Here is an 18,245-nt window from a genome sequence, read left to right on the forward strand (position 1 = left end):
TCCCTGAGGCGGGACCCCGGTAGCTTCGCGCGTATGGTCCCGCACGCCCCAACTCCCGGTTGTGTGCTCGGCGTTGACGGGCGCCGTCACCCTGACGGCAGCCGACCTCGCCGCCCGCCTGATCCTCGTACCGCTAGAGGTTCCGGTGGGTGCGCTGACCGCGCTGGTCGGTGCGCCCTATCTGCTGTGGCTGCTCGGCAGGTCGCACCGCTGATCCCTTCACATCCTTGGGCTTCCTGCGTCCTCTCGATAGAGGTCGGCCAGCAGGGCGACCGCGGCGTGGGTGGCGGGATGCGGGCTCTGTTGCGGCCAGATCAGGTGTACGGGGACGGGTTCGGTGTCGCGCAGAAGGCGATAGGCGATGCCGTCGCGACGGTACTGCGTGGCCGTGGACTGCGGAGTGACGCCGACGCAGCGGCCCGTGGCGATGGCGGCGAGCCAGTCGTCGACGTCCTGGATGTACTCCACGTGGGGACGGGCCCCTTCGGGCCACAGGTCCAGGGTGGTGGTGCCGGTGCGGCGGTCCACCACGAGGGTGCGCTCGCGGATCTCCGACAGGCGGATGCCGCGGCGCCTGGCCCACGGGTCGTCGGAGGCGAGAGCGACGTAGCGGCGCTCGTGCCCGACCAGGGCGTGAGCGTAGCGCCGGGTGTCGATGGCGGTCCTGATGACGGCCATGTCGCACAGGCCCTCGGCGAGCCCGCCGGTGGGGGTGTTGTGACGGATCAGGTGGAGCTCGACGTCGGGGTAGCGGTCGCGCCAGCGGCGCTGGAACTCGGCGGTGTGCCGCCCCATCGCGGACCAGGCGTGGCCGATGCGCAGGCGCGTGTGACCGGTGGTCGCCTGGCGGACCAGTTCGTCGGCCTCGGCGAGCATATGATTCACCGCCGCCCAGTGGCGGCCGGTGGTGGGACTGGCCATGGTGTTCGCGACCATGAACCTGACGCTGTACATGGCGATCGACCGGATCGGGCTCGGTCTGGCGGTCACCCTCGAGTTCCTCGGGCCGCTCACCGTCGCCCTCGCGGGCTCCCGCCGTCGCGTCGACCTGGTCTGCGCTCTCGTCGCCTGCACGGCAGTACTGGTCCTCACCCGGCCCCGGCCCAGCACCGACTACCTCGGCATCGCCCTGGCCCTGCTCGCCGCCGTGTGCTGGGGCTGCTACATCCTTCTCAACCGCACCGTGGGGCAGCGCCTGCCCGGGATCGAGGGTTCTGCGGCCGCCGCACTCGTCTCCGGCACGCTCTACGTGCCGGTCGGCATCACCGTACTGTGCCTGCACCGGCCGACCGCAGCCGCGCTCCTGTGCGCGCTGGCAGCCGGTGTGCTGTCCTCCGCGGTGCCCTTCCTCGCCGATCTGCTCGCGCTGCGACGCGTCCCCGCCCACTTCTTCGGGATCTTCATGAGCGTCAACCCGGTGTGCGCGGCACTGGTGGGCCTGGTGATACTCGGCCAGCACCTAGACCCGGCATCGTGGACGGCCATCGCCGTGATCGTTGCCGCGAACGCCGTGGCCGTGGGCACGGCAGCGCACCGCCCTCCGGCCCGTCAAGACCACCCGGGCGGGGTGTGAATAGAGTGGGCGAGTGGATCTCAACGCTGTGCGCACCTTTGTCGCGGCCGCGGATGCCGGCCAGTTCCAGGAAGCCGCCGCAGCCCTGTCGATCACCCAGCAAGCCGTCTCCAAGCGCATCGCCGTGCTGGAAAAGGACCTGGGAGTACGGCTGTTCACCCGCACACCACGTGGCGCCGAGCTCACCATCGACGGCCAGGCGTTCCTGCCCCACGCCCGCGAACTCCTCCGGGCGGAGGACCGGGCCGATGCCTCCGTGCGCCCCGGCCGGCGCGCCCTGCGCGTCGACGTGATCAACCGGCGGATCGCTCCGGCGGTGCTTCTCCAGGACTTCTATCGCACGCGTCCTGACATCGAGCTCGACGTCGTGACCCTGAACGTCGACGTCGACACCGCGATCGCCGCCGTCGAAGCCGGGACGATCGATGCCACGTTCCACGCGATCACCGTCGCCGAGCATCACCTGCCGGCCTCGATCAGGACCACCCGAGTGATCGACGACCCGCACGAGCTTCTCGTCGGGCCCTCCCATCCGCTGGCCGATGCCGACAGCGTCACGCCCGCACAGCTCGCCGGACACCGCATCTGGATGCCCGGCATGGCACCCGGCACAGAGTGGGCCGACTACTACGACGAGTTCGCCGCCGCATTCGGGCTCACGATCGATGTCGTCGGGCCCGTTTTCGGGAACGAGGCGCTGCTGGACGAGATCGCCGACTCCGCCGACCTCGCGACCCTCGTGGGCGAAGGATCGCGCTATCTCTGGCCCGACAGTTATGACCTGCGGCGCATCCCGGTGCGGAACCCGACGCCGGTCTACCCGATGTCCCTGATCTGGCGCGGCGACAATCGGCATCCGGCGCTCGACGCGTTCCGCGCCCACCTGGAGGCGACCCGAGCGCAGACCCCGGACCCCGACGTCTGGGAACCGACGTGGAGACAGCGGACCGCCAGAAGGTCGTGAGACCCAAGGCAGGGTCCGCCCTTCAGCAGGATCTAGCGCGGAACCCCGGGCGTTCACGACTCCGTTGGGAAAGTCGTGATTCGGGCAGTGCTGTGTCGTTCGTCTTGCTGATGGCTATGGTCGTTGGCGGGATGGGGAGAGCGGGATGTCGTTGGAGTCGCGGTCGGATGACGGAGTGCCTGAGCTGACGGCTCGGGTGGTGCGGGCCTCGTTCCCCAAGGGGACTTTGGCCATCCGGATCAGGGAAGTGCTCGGTCCGGTGTTCACGGACGAGGATTTCGCCGGGGCCTTTGCTGATCGAGGCCGGCCCGCGATCTCGCCAGGGGCTCTGGCGCTGGTGTCGGTGCTGCAATATGCCGAAGGACTCTCCGACCGGCAGGCCGCTGACCAGGTGCGAGCGCGCATGGACTGGAAGTTCCTGTTGGGGCTGGAGCTGGATGATCCCGGCTTCGACTTCACCGTCCTGGGGGATTTCCGCTCCCGTCTGATCACGCACGGGCTGGAAGAGCGGGTCTTGGAGGTGGTGCTGGCGCGGCTCTCGGACGCCGGGCTGCTGCGGGCGGGCGGCCGGCAGCGCACCGACTCGACGCACGTGCTGGCCGCGGTGCGCACGCTGAACCGGATGGAGTTCGTCGGTGAGACGCTGCGGGCGGCGCTGGAGGCGCTGGCCGCGGCCGCTCCGGACTGGCTGAGCGGATTGATCAGCCCCGGGTGGGTGGAGCGCTACGGGGCCAAGGTCGACAACTACCGCTTCCCGAAAGGGGAGAACGTCCGTCGGGAATGGGCCGAGCAGGTCGGCCGGGACGGGTTCGCTCTGCTTGACGCCATTGATGGGCCGGCCGCTGTGGCCTGGCTGCGCGAGGTGCCCGCAGTGCGGATCCTGCGCCGGGCCTGGGCAGAGCAGTATCACCGGGACGGGCAGGGGTGCGCTGGCGGGAGGGCAAGGACCTCCCGCCGGCCAGAGACCGGCTGTCCTCGCCCTATGACACCGACGCCCACTACGGCATCAAACGCGGGACGGGCTGGTGCGGATTCAAAGTCCACCTGAGCGAGACCTGCGAGCCGGACGCACCCCACCTGATCACGAATGTGGAGACCACCAACGCCACCGTCAACGACACCGAGGTCACCGCAACCATCCACCAGCATCTGGATGAACGGGGGTTGAGGCCGCGTGAGCATGTGGTGGACGCCGGTTACGTCACCGCCGCCCACATCCTGGCCGCCCACGAAGACCATGGCATCGACCTGGTCGGTCCCGTCGGCGCTGATACCCACCACAACGGACGGGACGCGCAGGCACCGGACCTGACTCAGGCCGCCTTCACCACCAACTGGAACGCCAGGAAGGTTATCTGCCCTCAGGGCGCGTCCAGTGTCAGCTGGTCCCAACAGCGCAAGGCCAGTGGGACCGTGCTCGTCCGGGTGCACTTCGCACTCGCCGACTGCGATCCATGCCCGCTGAGAGCGCGCTGCACCAAAGCAGCCAACGGCAAATGGGGCCGCAGCCTGACCCTGCTGCCCCGAGAGCAGCAACAGATCCTCGAAGAACGACGTGCCGAGCAGCAGACCGACGAGTGGAAGGCCCGCTACGACGTGCGAGCCGGGGTGGAGGGCACCATCTCCCAGGCCGTCCGCCGCACCCATCTGCGCCGCACTCCCTACCGAGGCCAGCACAAGACCCACCTCGCCAACGTCCTCTCCGCCACCGCCCTCAACCTCACCCGAATCGACGCCTGGCTGCGGGGCACCCCACTCGGCACCACCCGCGTCTCCCACCTCGCACGCCTCACCCTCGCGGCATGACCCGCCCCCGAGAGCCGATTTATGGATTTCCCAACGGAGTCGTTCACGCCCGGGAGGAAGCGCTTCTCTGGGCTGCTGTTACCTGCAGGTTCCCATGGGTCCGCACGGTTGGCCTCAGCCGGGACGTTTCTGGTTCTCGACGTACTTCTTGATGATCGACAGGGGGGCGCCTGCGCACGAGGCGGCAAAGTACGAGGGCGACCAGAAGTGGTCACCCCACAGGTACGTGCGGATGTGCCCGGGAACTCCTGACGGATCCTGCGGGCGGAGACGCCCTTGAGGGAGCCGACCAGCCGGGACAGGGAGACCTTCGGCGGGTAGTGCACCAGCAGGTGCACGTGATCGGTCTCGCCGTTGAACTCGACCAACTCTGTTTCGAAGTCCGCGCAGACGGCGCGCATGACTTCCTCGCAGCGTCGAAGGATCTCGTCGGTGAACGGTCCGCGCCGGTACTTGGGTGTGAAGACCAAATGGGCGTGGAGGGTGTGGACGACCGTGGGACCCTTACGAATATTGGGGTTTGGCTCCCAGCATGGTGACATGGGTCGATACGATCGCCCGCGTGAAGATCGTCGTGCAAGTGAAGTTGATGCCGGAGGCCGTGCAGGTATCCGCGCTGTCGGTGACGCTGCGCACGGTCAACGAGGCCGCGAACTGGGTGTCGGCGGTGGCGTTCGAGCACGGTGTCCCGCGTGAGTACGAGCTGCGCAAGCACACCTACGGTGAACTGCGGTCGCGGGGACTGGGGGCGCAGGCCGCCCAGCACATCATCAAGAAGACCCGCGATGCCTACACGACGCTCAGGGCCAACATCCGTGCCGGGAACCTCGGCAAGTCTGGATCGAAGCGCCGTACCAAGGCCGAGTCCAAGCCCATCGCTTTTAGGCCCGAGGCCGCGCAACCGTATGACGACCGGTGTTTGAGCTGGCAGTACGACGCGCAGACCGTGTCCATCTGGACGGTGGACGGCCGGGCCAAGAACGTCCGGTTCGCCTGTTCTCCTGACGCACTCAAGGCGCTCCGGGACCACCGGCAGGGCGAGTCGGACCTGATCGAGCGCGACGGCGTGTTCTACCTGCTCGCGACGTGTGACGTTCCCGAGGCTGAGCAGTACGAGCCCGACCACTTCATCGGCGTGGACCTGGGAATCGCCAACATCGCCACCACATCCACCGGCCACAAGACCGCCGGGCGTGGCCTGAACCGCCACCGCAAGCGGCAACTCGACCTGCGCAGGAAACTCCAGGCCAAGTCCACCAAGTCCGCCAAGCGGCTGTTGAAGAAGCGCAACCGGCGCGAACAGCGCCACGCGAAGGACCAGAACCACATCATCGCCAAGACGATCGTGACCGAGGCTGAACGCACCTCGGCCGGGATCTCCCTGGAAGAACTCAAGGGAATCCGGCAGAGGGTACGGCTCCGTAAGCCCCAACGGGTCGCGCTCCACTCCTGGGCCTTTGCCCAGCTGGCAGGTTTCATCGTTTACAAGGCCCGCAGGGCCGGCGTCCCCGTGGTCTTCGTCGATCCCGCCTACACCTCGCAGCAGTGCTGCGAGTGCGGCCACATCGACAAGAAGAACCGGGCAAGCCAGGCCCTGTTCACCTGCCGGGACTGCGGGGTCGTTGCCCACGCAGACCGGAACGCTTCCCACAACATCGCCCGCAAGGGCGAGGCTGTGTGGACTGCGGGGCGTGAGTCACGCGTCCCTGCCACCCCATAAGGGTGACTGGACGGAGGAGCCCACCCAGCAGCCAGTTGGACGCTACCTCCAAGCCCGGTCCTTCAGGACCGGGTCAAGTTGACCGGAGCACCACCGTGCGCCTTCCCTGGACGAAGACGCGGCCTTCGCAGTGCCAGCGGACGGCCCGCGCCAGGGCTGCCGATTCCGCGTCGCGGCCGATCGCTGCCAGGTCCTCGGGGGTGTGGCTGTGGTCGGCGCTGATGACCTCCTGGGCGATGATCGGGCCTTCGTCGAGGTCGGCGGTGACGTAGTGGGCCGTCGCGCCGACGAGTTTGACGCCGCGGTCGTGGGCCTGGTGGTAGGGCTTGGCGCCCTTGAAGCTCGGCAGGAACGAGTGGTGGATGTTGATCAGCCGGCCGGGCAGCTGAGCGCACAGGCCGTCGGAGAGCACCTGCATGTAGCGCGCGAGCACGACGAGGTCGACGTCGAACGAGTCGATGAGCTCGAGGAGTTGGGCCTCGGCTTCGGGCTTCGTCGAGGCGGTCACCGGCACGTGGAAGAACGGGACGCCGTGCCAGGCGACGAGTGCCTCGTGGTCGCGGTGGTTGGAGACGACCGCGACCACGTCGATGGGCAGGTCACCGCTGCGGGTGCGGAAGAGCAGGTCGTTGAGGCAGTGGTCGTAGCGGGACACCATGATCAGCACGCGCCGTCGGGTGCTGACCGGTTCGATGTGCCACCGCATGGCGAAGGGGGCAGCAACGGCGGCGAAGTCGTCGCGCAGGGACTGCGTGGTGTTCTCGCCGCCGGTGGCGGCGAAGTGCACCCGCATGAAGAAGTGGCCGTCGCGGCGGTCGCCGAACTGCTGGTTGTCGATGATGTCGCTGCCGTGCTCGACGAGGAACCGCGAGACGGCGTGGACGATACCGGGCGCCTCGGGGCAGTCGAGGGTGAGGACGTGCTCGACCGGCGCCGTGGCGGGGGCGGGAGAAGCGGGGGCGGGGGACGCGGCGGAAGCCGGGGAATCAGTCATGGTGTCCGCATTCGGTGACGTTGACGGCGAGGCAGCCGCGGGCGGCCTCCTGGCATGTGGCCTTCATGTCCCGGCCGGTGTCGCGCAAGGTCGTGATGACCTTGGCGAGGCTGTCCGTGTACGTGGGGTGACCGGACCGGCTACTGACGAAGCGCCGGGCCGCCCGCATCGGCCCCACCGTGCGAGAGGAGGGGCCGATGCGGACCGAGTGCGGGCCGATGTGCCCTGCGCGGTCAAGGCAGCTCGGGGCCGCGGTATTCGTGCATGGCGTCGATGAGCCAGCGCGCCAGGTAGTCGGCGAAGGACGAACGCGGCAGCAGCCGGTACGTCGGCCCGTCGTCGACCTGCCAGAGCAGGACCGCGATCGGTCCCACCGTGGTCGACACCGCCCGGCCCGGACCGAAGGCCCGGGGATGCAGGTCCAGCGGGCAGCCCTTCTCCAGCACCTGCCGGGCGGCCGGGCCGCTCAGTTCGAGGGTGGTGCGGTTCGCCGAGACGTCGACGACGGAGCCCGGATCCGCAGCGAGTGCCTCCCTCAACTCGGCGGCCGCAACGCCCTCTTCGGTCTGGGACAGCACGAGCCACTCGTCAGGACCGAGCCAGAACGCCGTGTGAGCGCCGGATGAGGTGGTCTCGCCGTGCTCGCGGGGGAGTGGTGCTCCCAAGGTTCTTTCGATGCGGGTCGCCGCCGCGGAGGTGGGGTCGACGCGCACGTTCACCATGCTGAGGAAGGGCCACTCGGTCAGCCTGACGCCGCGGGCCCCGGTGACGGCGGCGTCCCGCATCCGCTCCTCGAGATGCGCCAGGGGGCTCACGCGCAGTGCCAACAGGCCTGTGCGCGCCTCGTTCGTGGGCTCAGCCATCGCGCTTGGTCCCTTCGGGGTCGTAGAGGACGGAGTCGGTGACCTCGACGGGCACCAGGTCGTCGCCCACCGGGGCGAGCAGGGTCGAGCCGATCCTGGCCCGCCCGCCGGCGACGAGGGCGAGGGCGAAGGGGCGGCCGAGGGCGGCGCTGTGGTAGCTGGAGGTGACGTGGCCGAGCATGGGAACCGGCCCGGCTTCGGGGGTCAACGGCGTGTCCTGTGCGATGAGTTGGGATCCTTCGGGCAGCCGCGTCGTACGGTCGGTGGGCAGCAGGCCGACCAGCTGCTTGCGGTCGGCGCGCGTGGTGTCGGCGCGGGAGTAGGACCGGTTCCCGATGAAGTCCTTGCGCTTGGAGACCACCCAGTCCATGTTCGCGTCCTGCGGGGTGACGGTGCCGTCGGTGTCCTGGCCGACGATGATGAACCCCTTCTCGGCGCGCAGGACGTGCATCGTCTCGGTGCCGTACGGGGTGATGTCGTACGGCTGTCCGGCCTTGTACACCTGCTCCCAGACGCTCCGGCCGTACCACGCGGAGACGTTGATCTCGAAGGCGAGCTCGCCGGAGAAGGAGATCCGGCAGACACGGGCCGGGATGCCGGAGGCCAGGGTCGTCTCGCGGAAGGCCATGAAGGGGAACGCCTCGGCGGAGACGTTGAGTTCGGGAGCCAGTTCTGCGATGACGTCACGTGACTTCGGGCCGACGACGGCGACCGTCGCCCACTGTTCGGTCACCGAGGTGCAGTTGACGTCGAGCTCGGGCCACTCGGTCTGCAGCCACTCCTCCAGCCAGTCCAGGACCCCGGCGGCGCCACCCGTCGTGGTGGTCATGAAATAGCGGTTCTCGTCGAGGCGCAGCGTCACGCCGTCGTCGAAGATCATGCCGTCCGGCTTGCACATCACGCCGTAGCGGGCCATGCCGGGCTTCAGCTTCTTGAAGGCGTTGGTGTAGACGCGGTTGAGGAACTCGCCCGCGTCCGCGCCCCAGATCTCGATCTTGCCGAGGGTGGTGGCGTCCATGAACGCCACACCCTCACGGGCCGCGCGGCACTCGCGGGCGACGGCCGCGTCCATGTCCTCGCCGGGCCGGGGGTAGTACCAGGGCCGCTTCCACTGCCCGACGTCCTCGAACTCGGCGCCGTGGGCGACGTGCCGGCCGTGGATGGACGTGGTGCGCTCCGGGTCGAAGAGGTCCCCGCGCTCACGCCCGGCCAGGGCCGCGAAGGCCACCGGGGTGTACGGCGCCCGATAGGCGGTGGTGCCGATCTCGCCGGGTGACGCGCCCGCGCCGAGGGCTTCGGCGATCACGCCGATCGCGTTGACGCCGGACGTCTTGCCCTGGTCGTTCGCGGTGCCGAGGGAGGTGTAGCGCTTGACGTGCTCGACACCGCGCATGCCGGCGCCGGTGGACCGCCAGACGTCGGCGGCGGTGACGTCGCGCTGGAGGTCGACGAAGTGGGTGTCCCAGGTGCCGGGTTCGCCGGCGGGGGAGGGCACCAGCCACAGGGCGCGGACGTCGGGGCGTGCGTCCTCGGACGGCGCCGCGGGGACCGGGACGGGGAACCCCGCCTCGGTCGCGGCCAGCGCACCGGCCCGTGCTCCTTCGGCCAGAGCCCCGTCGAGACCGTACGTCCCCTGCGCCGCGCCGACGACCTGCTGGTCCCGCACCGTGCCGTCGGGCACGAACGCGACCAGGTCGTCGTCCCAGCGCAGCCTTCCCTGGCGCTGGCTGTGCAGGTGGACCACAGGGCTCCAGCCGCCCGAGACGGCGAGCAGGTCGCAGTCGAACTCTTCGGACTTGCCGACGAGTTGGCCATCGGCATCGAGAGCCTGGACGGTGACGCCGATGAGCCGGGACTCGCCCGCGGTGTCGACCACCGCGCTGCCCGTGAGTACCCGAACCCCGGTAGTCGCCGCGATCTCGGCGGCTCGCTGTGACAGTTCGGGGCGTGCGTCCACGACGGCGGCGATGTCGATCCCGGCCGCGTGCAGATCGGCGACCGTGTCGTACGCGCTGTCGTTGGTGGTGCCGACCACGGCTCGCCTGCCCGGAGTCACGCCGTACCGGTTGATGTACGTGCGTACGGACGCGGCCAGCATCACGCCGGGACGGTCGTTGCCGGCGAAGATCAGCGGGCGCTCGTGCGCGCCGGTCGCCAGGACGACCTGGCAGGCGCGGATGTGCCACAGCCGCTGGCGCGAGACGCCCGAGGACGGGTCGGGGGCGTCGGCTCCGAGGTGGTCGGTGCGCCGCTCCAGGGCGAGGACGTAGTTGTCGTCGTACGACCCGAACGCGGTGGTGCGCGTCAGGACGGTGACCTCGGGCGCGGCATCGAGCGCCGCGCGGAACTCGGCAATCCACTCCGGTTGGGTGCGTCCGGACAGCAGCGCACCACCGAGTTCGGGCTGGTCGTCCACCAGGATCACCCGCGCGCCGGATTCGGCGGCGGCAGCGGCGGCCGAGAGCCCGGCCGGGCCCGCGCCGACCACCAGGACGTCGGTGTGGACGTACTTCTTGTCGTAGACGGCGGGGTCGGGGGTCGGGTCGAGCCGCCCCATCCCGGACAGCGTCGTCGCGGACAGGTCGTCGTACAACTCCACCGTCGTCGCCGGGAGCATGCCCTCCGAACATGAACCGCCAAGCTGGACCAGGGCGTTGGGCTCCTCGACACCCGCCGAGACAATGCCGCGGGGACGGCCGAGGTAGAGCGACGGAGCGGCTTCCACGATGCCGTTCGCCAGCATGGCGGATGCGAGGGTGTCGCCCGGGTGGCCGGTCAACTCCCGTCCGTCGAGGGTGAAGTGGAGGAAGGTGGTGCGGTCGACGCGGCCTGCGTCGCCGAGCCGGAACTGCTGGTCGGTCATCGCTGCTCTCCGGCCGGATCGGTGACGTGGGGTTCGGGGCGCGGCTCGTCGAGCCGGTAGGTGGCGAGCACCTCGTAACTCACCGTGTCGCGCTGGGCGTTGAACCAGCGGCGGCAGCCGTGGCTGTGCATCCACCGCTCGGCGAAGGGGCCCTTCGGGTTGTCCCGGTAGAAGACGTACTCGGCCCACTGCCCGTCGTCGAGATCTGCGGGGTTCTCGGGGTACGGAACGTGGGCCTGGCCCCCGTAGTGGTATTCGCTCTCGTTGTGGGGACCGCACCATGGGCAGTTGATCAGCAGCATCGCAGCAGCGTCCTCTCAGTGGGCCACGGCCGCGGCGCCGTGTTCGTCGATCAGTGCGCCCGTAGTGAAGCGGTCCAGGGCGAAGGGGGCGTTCAGCGGGTGCGCCTCACCCGTTGCGATGGTGTGCGCGAAGGTCCGGCCGGCGGCCGGCGTGGCCTTGAAACCACCCGTGCCCCAGCCGCAGTTGACGAAGAGGTTCTCCACGGGAGTGGCGCTGATGATCGGCGAGGCGTCCGGGGTGACGTCGACGATGCCGCCCCAGGTCCGCAGCACATGCGCCCGCGCGAAGATCGGGAACAGTTCGACGGCAGCGGCCATCTGTTCCTCGATCACGTGGAAGGAACCGCGCTGCCCGTAGCCGTTGTACGAGTCGACGCCCGCGCCCATCACCAGTTCGCCCTTGTGCGCCTGGGAGACGTAGACGTGGACGTGGTTGGACATGACGACGGTGGGGTGGACCGGCTCGTGCAGCTCGGAGACGAGCGCCTGGAGGGGGTGGGACTGGACGGGGAGGCGGATTCCGGCCCGTTCGGCGAGCACGCTGCTGTGCCCGGCGGCCGCGAGTCCGACCCGGCCGGCGTTGATGCGGCCGAGGTTGGTCTCGACACCCACGACCCTCTCGCCGTCCTTGACGAAGCCGGTGACCTCGCAGCCCTGGATCAGGTCGACGCCCATCTCGTCGGCGCGGCGGGCGAGCGCCCAGGCCACGTGGTCGTGCTTGGCGATTCCCGCGCGGGGCTGGAAGGTGCCGCCGAGCACCGGGTACCGGGTGTCCGGCGAGACGTTGAGGATGGGGCAGACCTCGGCGACCTGGTCCGGGTCCAGCCATTCGGCGTCGACTCCGTTGAGTCGGTTGGCGTTGGCGCGGCGCATGCCCTCGCGGACGTCCTGGAGGGTGTGCGCGAGGTTGAGGACCCCGCGCTGGCTGAACAGGAAGTCGTAGTCCAGCTCCTCCGGGAGCCCTTCCCACAGCTTGAGCGCGTGCTCGTAGATCGCCGCGCTCTCGTCCCACAGGTAGTTGGAACGGATGATGGTGGTGTTGCGGGCCATGTTGCCGCCGGCCAGCCAGCCCTTCTCGAGGACCGCGACATTGGTGATGCCGTGTTCCTTCGCGAGGTAGTAGGCGGTGGCGAGGCCGTGGCCGCCCGCGCCGACGATGACGACGTCGTACGAGGAGCGCGGCTCGGGATTGCGCCAGAGGAAGTCCGGGTGTTCCGGCAGCTTCGGCTGCGGCTGGGCGGTCATGCCGCGTCTCCGTTCAGGCGGGGCAGGTGCGGATACAGGGGAAAAGCGTGGGCGAGCTTCTCGACCCGGTCGCGCAGCAGGCCCGCCTGCTCCTCGCCGAGGTGCTCGGGCTTGAGTGCCCCCGCGATGATGTCGGCGACCTCACGGAACTCCTCGGCGCCGAAGCCGCGCGTGGCCAGCGCCGGCGTGCCGATGCGCAGGCCGGACGAGACCATCGGCGGGCGCGGGTCGAACGGCACCGCGTTGCGGTTCACGGTGATGCCGACTCGGTGCAGGCGGTCCTCGGCCTGCTGTCCGTCGAGTGCGGAGTTACGCAGGTCGACGAGGACCAGGTGGACCTCGGTGCCGCCGGTGAGCACGGTGATCCCGGCCTCGGCCACATCGTCGCTGAGCAGGCGCCCGGCCAGGATCCGGGCGCCGTCCAGGGTGCGCTGCTGGCGCTCCTTGAACTCCTCGCTCGCCGCCACCTTGAAGGCCACCGCCTTCGCCGCGATGACGTGCTCGAGGGGTCCGCCCTGCTGCCCGGGGAAGACCGCCGAGTTGATCTTCTTGGCGAGACCGGCCCGGCTGAGGATCACCCCGCCGCGCGGGCCGCCGAGAGTCTTATGAGTCGTGGTTGTGACAACGTCCGCGTACGGAACGGGACTTGGGTGCAGTCCGGCCGCGACGAGCCCGGCGAAGTGCGCCATGTCCACCATGAGGTAGGCGCCCACCTCGTCGGCAATGCGTCGGAATGCGGCGAAGTCGAGGCGGCGGGGGTAGGCCGACCAGCCGGCGACGATCAGCTTGGGCCGGTGCTCGCGCGCGAGCCGCTCGACCTCGTCCATGTCGATGCGCAGGTCGGACTCGCCTACGTGGTACGGCACGACGTTGTAGAGCTTGCCGGAGAAGTTGATGCGCATGCCGTGGGTCAGATGACCGCCGTGCGCCAGGTCGAGGCCGAGGATCGTTTCGCCCGGGCTGAGGAGGGCGAACATCGCGGCGGCGTTGGCCTGGGCACCCGAGTGCGGCTGCACGTTCGCGGCCTCGGCGCCGAACAGGTCCTTGACCCGGTCGATGGCCAACTGCTCGATGATGTCGACGTGTTCACAGCCGCCGTAGTAGCGGCGCCCCGGGTAGCCCTCGGCGTACTTGTTGGTGAGCACCGAGCCCTGGGCCTCCATGACGGCGGCCGGGGCGAAGTTCTCCGAGGCGATCATTTCCAGCGTCGACTGCTGGCGGTGCAGCTCGGCGTCGACCGCGGCGGCGACGTCCGGGTCGAGGTCGCTGAGCGGGAGGGCCTGGAGTGAGGCGGGAGTCGTGGTCGTGGTGATCGACTGGGCGTCCGTTGCCATCTGCGCACCATTCTGAGAGCCGACTAATGAGCAACTGATATATCAGTCTGTGCGGTAAGGTATGGGACCTCGATGGGACAGGTCAAGGGGGCCTCATGCAGCACGTGGCGACCGAGCCGGCGGTCGGTGGCGAGGAGCTGTCCCTCGCCGAGCGCGCGTACCGCGCCATCCGCGACCAGCTCGTGATGCTCGACATCCGTCCCGGCGCGCCCATCAACGAGGACCAGCTCGCGCAGTCCCTCGGCGTCGGCCGTACCCCGGTGCGCGAGGCGCTCAAGCGGCTCCAGTACGAGCGCCTCGTCGCCACGTACCCCAGGCGTGGCACCTTCGCCACCGACGTCAACATCACCGACCTGGCCCATATCTCCGAAGTCCGCCTGGAGTTGGAGCCCTTGGCCGCAGCCCGCGCGGCGCGGCGGGCGACGGCCGAGGACCGGGCGGCCCTGACGGCCGTACGGCGCGAGCTGGCAGGCGTGGACCCCCGGCAGGGCAACGCGGCCGAGCTCATGCACCTGGACCTCAAGGTCCACCGTGCCGTCTACGCCGCCACGCACAACCCGTACCTGGAAGACACCCTCGTCCGCCACGACAACCTGGCCACGCGCATCTGGTGCCTGTTCATCGACCGGCTCGCCGACATGGCCGGCCACGTCGAGGAGCACGGGCCGCTGATCGACGCGATCGTCGCCGGTGAGGCGGACGCGGCGGCCCAGATCGCCCGTGCGCATGTCGAGGGTTTCGAGCGGGCTGTGCGCGACGCCATCTGACCGTGGCTCGTGGCCTCGGCCAGGGGGCCAACTCGCTTATCGGGGTGGCGAGTCGACGATGGCCTGATCCGGCGAAGGCTCTCGACCGGCGGGTCGGTGTCAGGCGGCTGCGCGACCATGCGTGCCGCGACCGGAGGCGGTGCCATCGACGGGCCCGGCTGCTTCTTGGCCCCGACCTTGCCGGTCGACGTGCCCGAAGGGGCCGAAGCCGCCCGAGACGAGATCTTCGGCCCCTTCGTCACGGTCGAGACGTCATGGTCGAGACCTCACCAAGCACGTCATGCACCATCCATCACACCCGATGCCCCCCGTGACCGGTCGCGGAGGGGCGCCGAAGTCTCACCCTAAAGATGAGGTTGAAGGAACACTCGATGAGAGGCGTGGACGAGTCCGGCCGGCAGCGCCCGGCGGGCCTGCCGGCGGTACGGTCCCTGCCCGATCACTGCTCGGCGGTCCTGTTCACCCGGATCAGTGTCTGCTGTCCGTTGGCCACGAGCTTGCGTGTGCCGTCGTCCTGAGCGGCAAAGACCTCCAGCTGACACACGGTCAGGGTTCGGCCGGCCTTGAGGACGGTTCCGACAGCCTCAAGGCGGTCCCCGAGGGCGGGCGCGAGCAGGTTGATCTTGTATTCGACCGTGAGCACCTCGGTGTTCTCGGGGAACAGGGTGAACGCCGCGTAGCCGCCCGCGCTGTCGGCGACGGAACTGGTGGCGCCGGCGTGGAAGTAGCCGTGTTGCTGTGTGACTTCAGGCCGGGCCGGGAGCGCGATGTGCACGACGCCGGGTGCGATGCGGGTGAGCCGTGCACCGAGGTGGGCCATGAGGCCCTGCCGGGCGAAACTGGCCCGGATGCGCTCCTGCACCTCGGTGCTTGCCTGCTCCTGCTGCTCGTGGCCTGCCACGTGGTCTCCTTCGTCGGACATCGGGTTCTGCGGGTGAGTTCTGTGAGCCGCCTTCGTCAGACGGCCAGGCGTTCGGCGAGAAGGAAGCCGCCGATGACGATCATCATGGCGCCGGAAGCGCGGGTGACGGCTCGGGCTGCCGAAGGCCGGGTCTTCAGGACGGTGCGGGCGAGAACACCGACCGAGAGGTAGACGACGGCGCACGCCGTCATGTGGAGCGCGCTGAGCAGCCCCGTCTGCGCGGCGACCGGCCAGCCGTCCGCGGGGCGGATGAACTGCGGGAACAGCGAGAAGTACAGCAGCAGCGCCTTGGGGTTGAGTCCGCTGATCCCGGCGCCCTTGAGCATGATCTGCCCGCGCGAGGTGGCCATCGGCTCGGTGGACGCGCCCGGGACCGCCGGCCGCCGCAGAACGCCCCAGCCCAGCCACATCAGGTAGACGGCGCCGGCGACGGTGAGCGCGGTGAGGGCGGTCGCCGAACTCGCCACGATCGCCACCAGGCCCACGACGGCGAGCAGGGTGTAGCCCATGTATCCGGCTATCAGCCCGGTGACCGCCGGGACGACCGACCGGTCCCGCAGCCCTGCCGAGATCGCGTAGGCCCAGTCCGCGCCCGGAGTGAACACCAGCAGAAGATCCACCGCCAGAAATGCCGCCACTGTTGTCGTGTCCATCAATCGTTCCCTCTCGCGTTCCGTGCTTGAGAGGGAAGATTAGGTGTGATCTGCCCGAAAGTGTTCCTGCCTTTTCTCCGTGATCGCGTCATCTGAGGGAGAATCTTCCTCATGGACGCCATGGACCGGAAGATTCTTACCGAGCTGCAGTTGGACGGCCGCCTGACCATCACCGAGCTGGCCGCCCGCGTACAGCTGAGCGTCTCGCCCTGCCACCGCCGGTTGCGGGATCTCGAACGCGAGGGCGCCATCCGCGGCTATCGCGCCGTCGTCGACCCGGCGGCCGTCGGCCTGGACTTCGAAGCCCTGGTCTTCGCGACCCTGCGCTGGGAGCACCGCGACACCGTCACCGCCTTCGAGGAGGCCGTGAGCGCCATCCCTCACGTCATCCAGGCGCAGCGCCTCTTCGGGGATCCGGACTACCTGCTGCGCGTCGCCACCGCAGACCTCGCTGCCTACCAACAGCTCTACGACCAGCAATTGGCCCAACTCCCCGGCGTGCAGCGCCTGACCTCCACCCTCGTCATGAAGAACGTGGTGCAGGACCGGCCTCTGCCCGAGTAGCCGTGGCGAGGTGCGGGTGCCTCGGCGTGCACTGACCGGCCGGTCCGGTGGGACCCTACGGAGTAGCGCCCTACAGGTGAGGCGGCACCACGGCGTCGATCAGGTGGGGGCCCGGTTCTGCGAGTGCGTGGCGGAGCTGCTCGGCGAGTTCCTCGCAGGTGGTCGCCCGTGACGACGGGACACCCATCCCTTCCGCGATCTTGGCGAAGTTCAGGTCGGGTGAGGAGAGATCGAGCAGCGTCTTCGCGGCTGGGCCCGAGAGGTCGGCGCCGACCCGCAGCATTTCGAGGCGCAGTACGGCGTAGGCACTGTTGTTCAGGATGACGGTGGTGACGTCGAGGTTCTCGCGGGCCTGGGTCCACAGGGCGGAGATCGTGTACATCGCACTGCCGTCGGCCTCCAGGTTGATGACCGGCCGGTCCGGTGCCGCGATCGCGGCACCGGTGGCGACCGGGATGCCCTGCCCGATCGCGCCGCCGGTCAGGGTGAGGACGTCGTGCCGGGGAGCGCCGGCCGTCGCCGCAGGCAGGGCCGCGCCGGACGTGTTCGCCTCGTCCGAGATGATCGCGTCGGCGGGGAGCAGGGCGCCGACGACTTCGGCCCAGTTGTTCGCCGTGAGGGGGCCGCTCGGGAGGGACGGGAGGGCGGGCTCGGCCAGGGTCGGGAGCGTGTCCGCGGCCACTTGCTCGGCCAGCGCTTCCAGAGCGGCGACCACGTCCTGGGACGGATCGGCGAGGGTGTGCACCTGGGCGCCCTGCGGTACAAGGTCGCTCGGTTTGCCGGGGTAGGCGAAGAACGACACCGGCGAGCGGGTGCCCGCCACGATCAGGTGCTTGACGCCGTCGAGTTGGCGGACGGCCTGCTCGGCGAGGTAGCGGAGACGCTCGATGGCGGGCAGGCCCGCGCCGCGCTCCAGCCGTGAGGGGAAGGTCTCCGCCAGTGCACGCACGCCGGTGGCGTTCGCGATCCGACTGGTCGCGACGAGGCCGGGCTCACGGCAGGCCGCGCCGCCGATCAGGAGCGCGGCGGGTTCGCCGCTGCGCAGGATGTCGGCGATGGATGACACCGTCTGCGGATCGGGATCCGCGGGAGTGCGCGAGGGCTGCGGTTCGGCGACCTGACCGCCTTCGTCCCAGGACGCGTCGGCGGGCAGGATCACCGTCGCGACCTGCCCCGGCGCCTCCATCGACGCCGCCACCGCGGCAGCGGCGTCGGCCCCGACCTCCGCGACTTGGCCGCTGCGCCGCACCCAGCCGCTCACCGAACCTGCCACCGGCTCGATGTCGGACTCCAGAGGAGCGTCGTACTTCTTGTGATGGGTGGCGTGGTCGCCCACCACATTCACGATGGGGGTGTGGGCCCGGCGCGCGTTGTGGAGATTGGCCAGCCCGTTGCCGAGGCCGGGGCCCAGATGGAGCAGGGTGGCGGCCGGCTTGCCGGCGATACGCGCGTATCCGTCGGCGGCCCCGGTGACGGCACCCTCGAACAGGCCGAGCACACCGCGCATTTCGGGTACGGAGTCGAGCGCGGCGACGAAGTGCATCTCCGATGTGCCGGGGTTGGCGAAGCACACTTCGACACCGGCACCGACGAGAGTACGGATCAGCGACTGCGCGCCGTTCATGGGCGGCCTCTCCGTCGCGGCTGTCTGCGCTGTCTGCCAGGGCTGACGCCG

The 18,245-nt window shown here is 69.6% G+C and carries 16 protein-coding genes and 4 pseudogenes; 8 read left to right on the forward strand and 12 right to left on the reverse strand.

Annotated features, from left to right (window positions below; genetic code table 11):
- Nucleotides 1-34: 34 nt before the first annotated feature.
- Nucleotides 35-214 (forward strand): annotated as a pseudogene (locus tag OG574_RS43905) (iron chelate uptake ABC transporter family permease subunit); the annotation flags it as partial.
- Nucleotides 215-219: 5 nt separating this feature from the next.
- Here the strand turns inward: OG574_RS43905 and OG574_RS43910 are convergent.
- Nucleotides 220-921, reverse strand: coding sequence for a LysR family substrate-binding domain-containing protein (locus OG574_RS43910; protein WP_442816951.1), 702 nt, complete (start codon nucleotides 919-921; stop codon nucleotides 220-222).
- On the opposite strand from OG574_RS43910, the pseudogene OG574_RS43915 reads away from it, so the two are divergent.
- The 3 genes and pseudogenes from OG574_RS43915 to OG574_RS43925 all read left to right on the forward strand — a co-directional run.
- Nucleotides 881-1,573, forward strand: a pseudogene (locus OG574_RS43915) (EamA family transporter); the annotation flags it as partial. The gene OG574_RS43910 and the pseudogene OG574_RS43915 sit on opposite strands and share 41 nt — an antisense overlap.
- A 13-nt stretch (nucleotides 1,574-1,586) precedes the next feature.
- Nucleotides 1,587-2,537, forward strand: coding sequence for a LysR family transcriptional regulator (locus OG574_RS43920; RefSeq protein WP_326777805.1), 951 nt, complete (start codon nucleotides 1,587-1,589; stop codon nucleotides 2,535-2,537).
- A gap of 145 nt (nucleotides 2,538-2,682) precedes the next feature.
- Nucleotides 2,683-4,343: pseudogene (locus OG574_RS43925) on the forward strand (IS1182 family transposase).
- A 114-nt stretch (nucleotides 4,344-4,457) separates the two neighbouring features.
- On the opposite strand, the pseudogene tnpA reads toward OG574_RS43925, so the two are convergent.
- A pseudogene (gene tnpA / locus OG574_RS43930) lies at nucleotides 4,458-4,885 on the reverse strand (IS200/IS605 family transposase).
- On the opposite strand from tnpA, the gene OG574_RS43935 reads away from it, so the two are divergent.
- Nucleotides 4,876-6,063 carry an RNA-guided endonuclease InsQ/TnpB family protein gene (locus tag OG574_RS43935; RefSeq protein ID WP_326777806.1) on the forward strand — a complete coding sequence of 396 codons (1,188 nt, stop codon included), beginning with the start codon at nucleotides 4,876-4,878 and terminating at the stop codon, nucleotides 6,061-6,063. The pseudogene tnpA and the gene OG574_RS43935 overlap by 10 nt on opposite strands.
- 73 nt (nucleotides 6,064-6,136) lie before the next feature.
- Here the strand turns inward: OG574_RS43935 and purU are convergent, their stop codons facing one another.
- The 7 genes from purU to glyA form a co-directional block, all read right to left on the reverse strand.
- Nucleotides 6,137-7,057 (reverse strand): formyltetrahydrofolate deformylase, encoded by a 921-nt coding sequence (gene purU / locus OG574_RS43940; protein WP_326777807.1) that lies wholly within the window; start codon nucleotides 7,055-7,057, stop codon nucleotides 6,137-6,139.
- Nucleotides 7,050-7,226, reverse strand: coding sequence for a hypothetical protein (locus OG574_RS43945; RefSeq protein ID WP_326778858.1), 177 nt, complete (start codon nucleotides 7,224-7,226; stop codon nucleotides 7,050-7,052). The genes purU and OG574_RS43945 overlap by 8 nt, the downstream gene beginning before the upstream one ends.
- A gap of 64 nt (nucleotides 7,227-7,290) precedes the next feature.
- Nucleotides 7,291-7,920, reverse strand: a complete 630-nt coding sequence (locus OG574_RS43950) for a sarcosine oxidase subunit gamma (protein WP_326777808.1) — start codon at nucleotides 7,918-7,920, stop codon at nucleotides 7,291-7,293.
- Entirely contained in the window at nucleotides 7,913-10,783 is a 2,871-nt protein-coding gene (locus OG574_RS43955) for a sarcosine oxidase subunit alpha family protein (RefSeq protein ID WP_326777809.1), read from the reverse strand. The genes OG574_RS43950 and OG574_RS43955 overlap by 8 nt, the downstream gene beginning before the upstream one ends.
- A complete protein-coding gene (locus OG574_RS43960; protein ID WP_326777810.1) occupies nucleotides 10,780-11,085 on the reverse strand; it encodes a sarcosine oxidase subunit delta in 306 nt (101 codons plus the stop codon). Before OG574_RS43960 ends, OG574_RS43955 begins: the two co-directional genes overlap by 4 nt.
- A 15-nt stretch (nucleotides 11,086-11,100) precedes the next feature.
- Nucleotides 11,101-12,330, reverse strand: a complete 1,230-nt coding sequence (locus OG574_RS43965) for a sarcosine oxidase subunit beta family protein (RefSeq protein ID WP_326777811.1) — start codon at nucleotides 12,328-12,330, stop codon at nucleotides 11,101-11,103.
- Nucleotides 12,327-13,664, reverse strand: coding sequence for a serine hydroxymethyltransferase (glyA, locus tag OG574_RS43970; RefSeq protein WP_326777812.1), 1,338 nt, complete (start codon nucleotides 13,662-13,664; stop codon nucleotides 12,327-12,329). Before glyA ends, OG574_RS43965 begins: the two co-directional genes overlap by 4 nt.
- 95 nt (nucleotides 13,665-13,759) lie before the next feature.
- Here glyA and OG574_RS43975 point away from each other — a divergent pair, with 95 nt between their 5' ends.
- Nucleotides 13,760-14,431 carry a GntR family transcriptional regulator gene (locus tag OG574_RS43975; protein WP_326777813.1) on the forward strand — a complete coding sequence of 224 codons (672 nt, stop codon included), beginning with the start codon at nucleotides 13,760-13,762 and terminating at the stop codon, nucleotides 14,429-14,431.
- A 117-nt stretch (nucleotides 14,432-14,548) separates the two neighbouring features.
- The gene (locus OG574_RS43980) at nucleotides 14,549-14,779 is read left to right on the forward strand and encodes an aldehyde dehydrogenase family protein (RefSeq protein ID WP_326777814.1); all 231 of its coding nucleotides are present in this window, start codon (nucleotides 14,549-14,551) and stop codon (nucleotides 14,777-14,779) included.
- A 91-nt stretch (nucleotides 14,780-14,870) separates the two neighbouring features.
- Here the strand turns inward: OG574_RS43980 and OG574_RS43985 are convergent, their stop codons facing one another.
- Entirely contained in the window at nucleotides 14,871-15,251 is a 381-nt protein-coding gene (locus OG574_RS43985; protein WP_326778805.1) for a PaaI family thioesterase, read from the reverse strand.
- 137 nt (nucleotides 15,252-15,388) lie between these two features.
- A complete protein-coding gene (locus OG574_RS43990; protein ID WP_326777815.1) occupies nucleotides 15,389-16,006 on the reverse strand; it encodes a LysE family translocator in 618 nt (205 codons plus the stop codon).
- A 111-nt stretch (nucleotides 16,007-16,117) separates the two neighbouring features.
- On the opposite strand from OG574_RS43990, the gene OG574_RS43995 reads away from it, so the two are divergent.
- Nucleotides 16,118-16,570 (forward strand): Lrp/AsnC family transcriptional regulator, encoded by a 453-nt coding sequence (locus tag OG574_RS43995; protein WP_100596793.1) that lies wholly within the window; start codon nucleotides 16,118-16,120, stop codon nucleotides 16,568-16,570.
- A gap of 70 nt (nucleotides 16,571-16,640) precedes the next feature.
- Here OG574_RS43995 and OG574_RS44000 read toward each other — a convergent pair whose 3' ends face one another.
- Entirely contained in the window at nucleotides 16,641-18,194 is a 1,554-nt protein-coding gene (locus tag OG574_RS44000) for an acetolactate synthase large subunit (RefSeq protein WP_326777816.1), read from the reverse strand.
- Nucleotides 18,195-18,245: the final 51 nt, after the last annotated feature.

Source organism: Streptomyces sp. NBC_01445 (genome assembly GCF_035918235.1).
Taxonomy (GTDB): Bacteria; Actinomycetota; Actinomycetes; order Streptomycetales; family Streptomycetaceae; genus Streptomyces.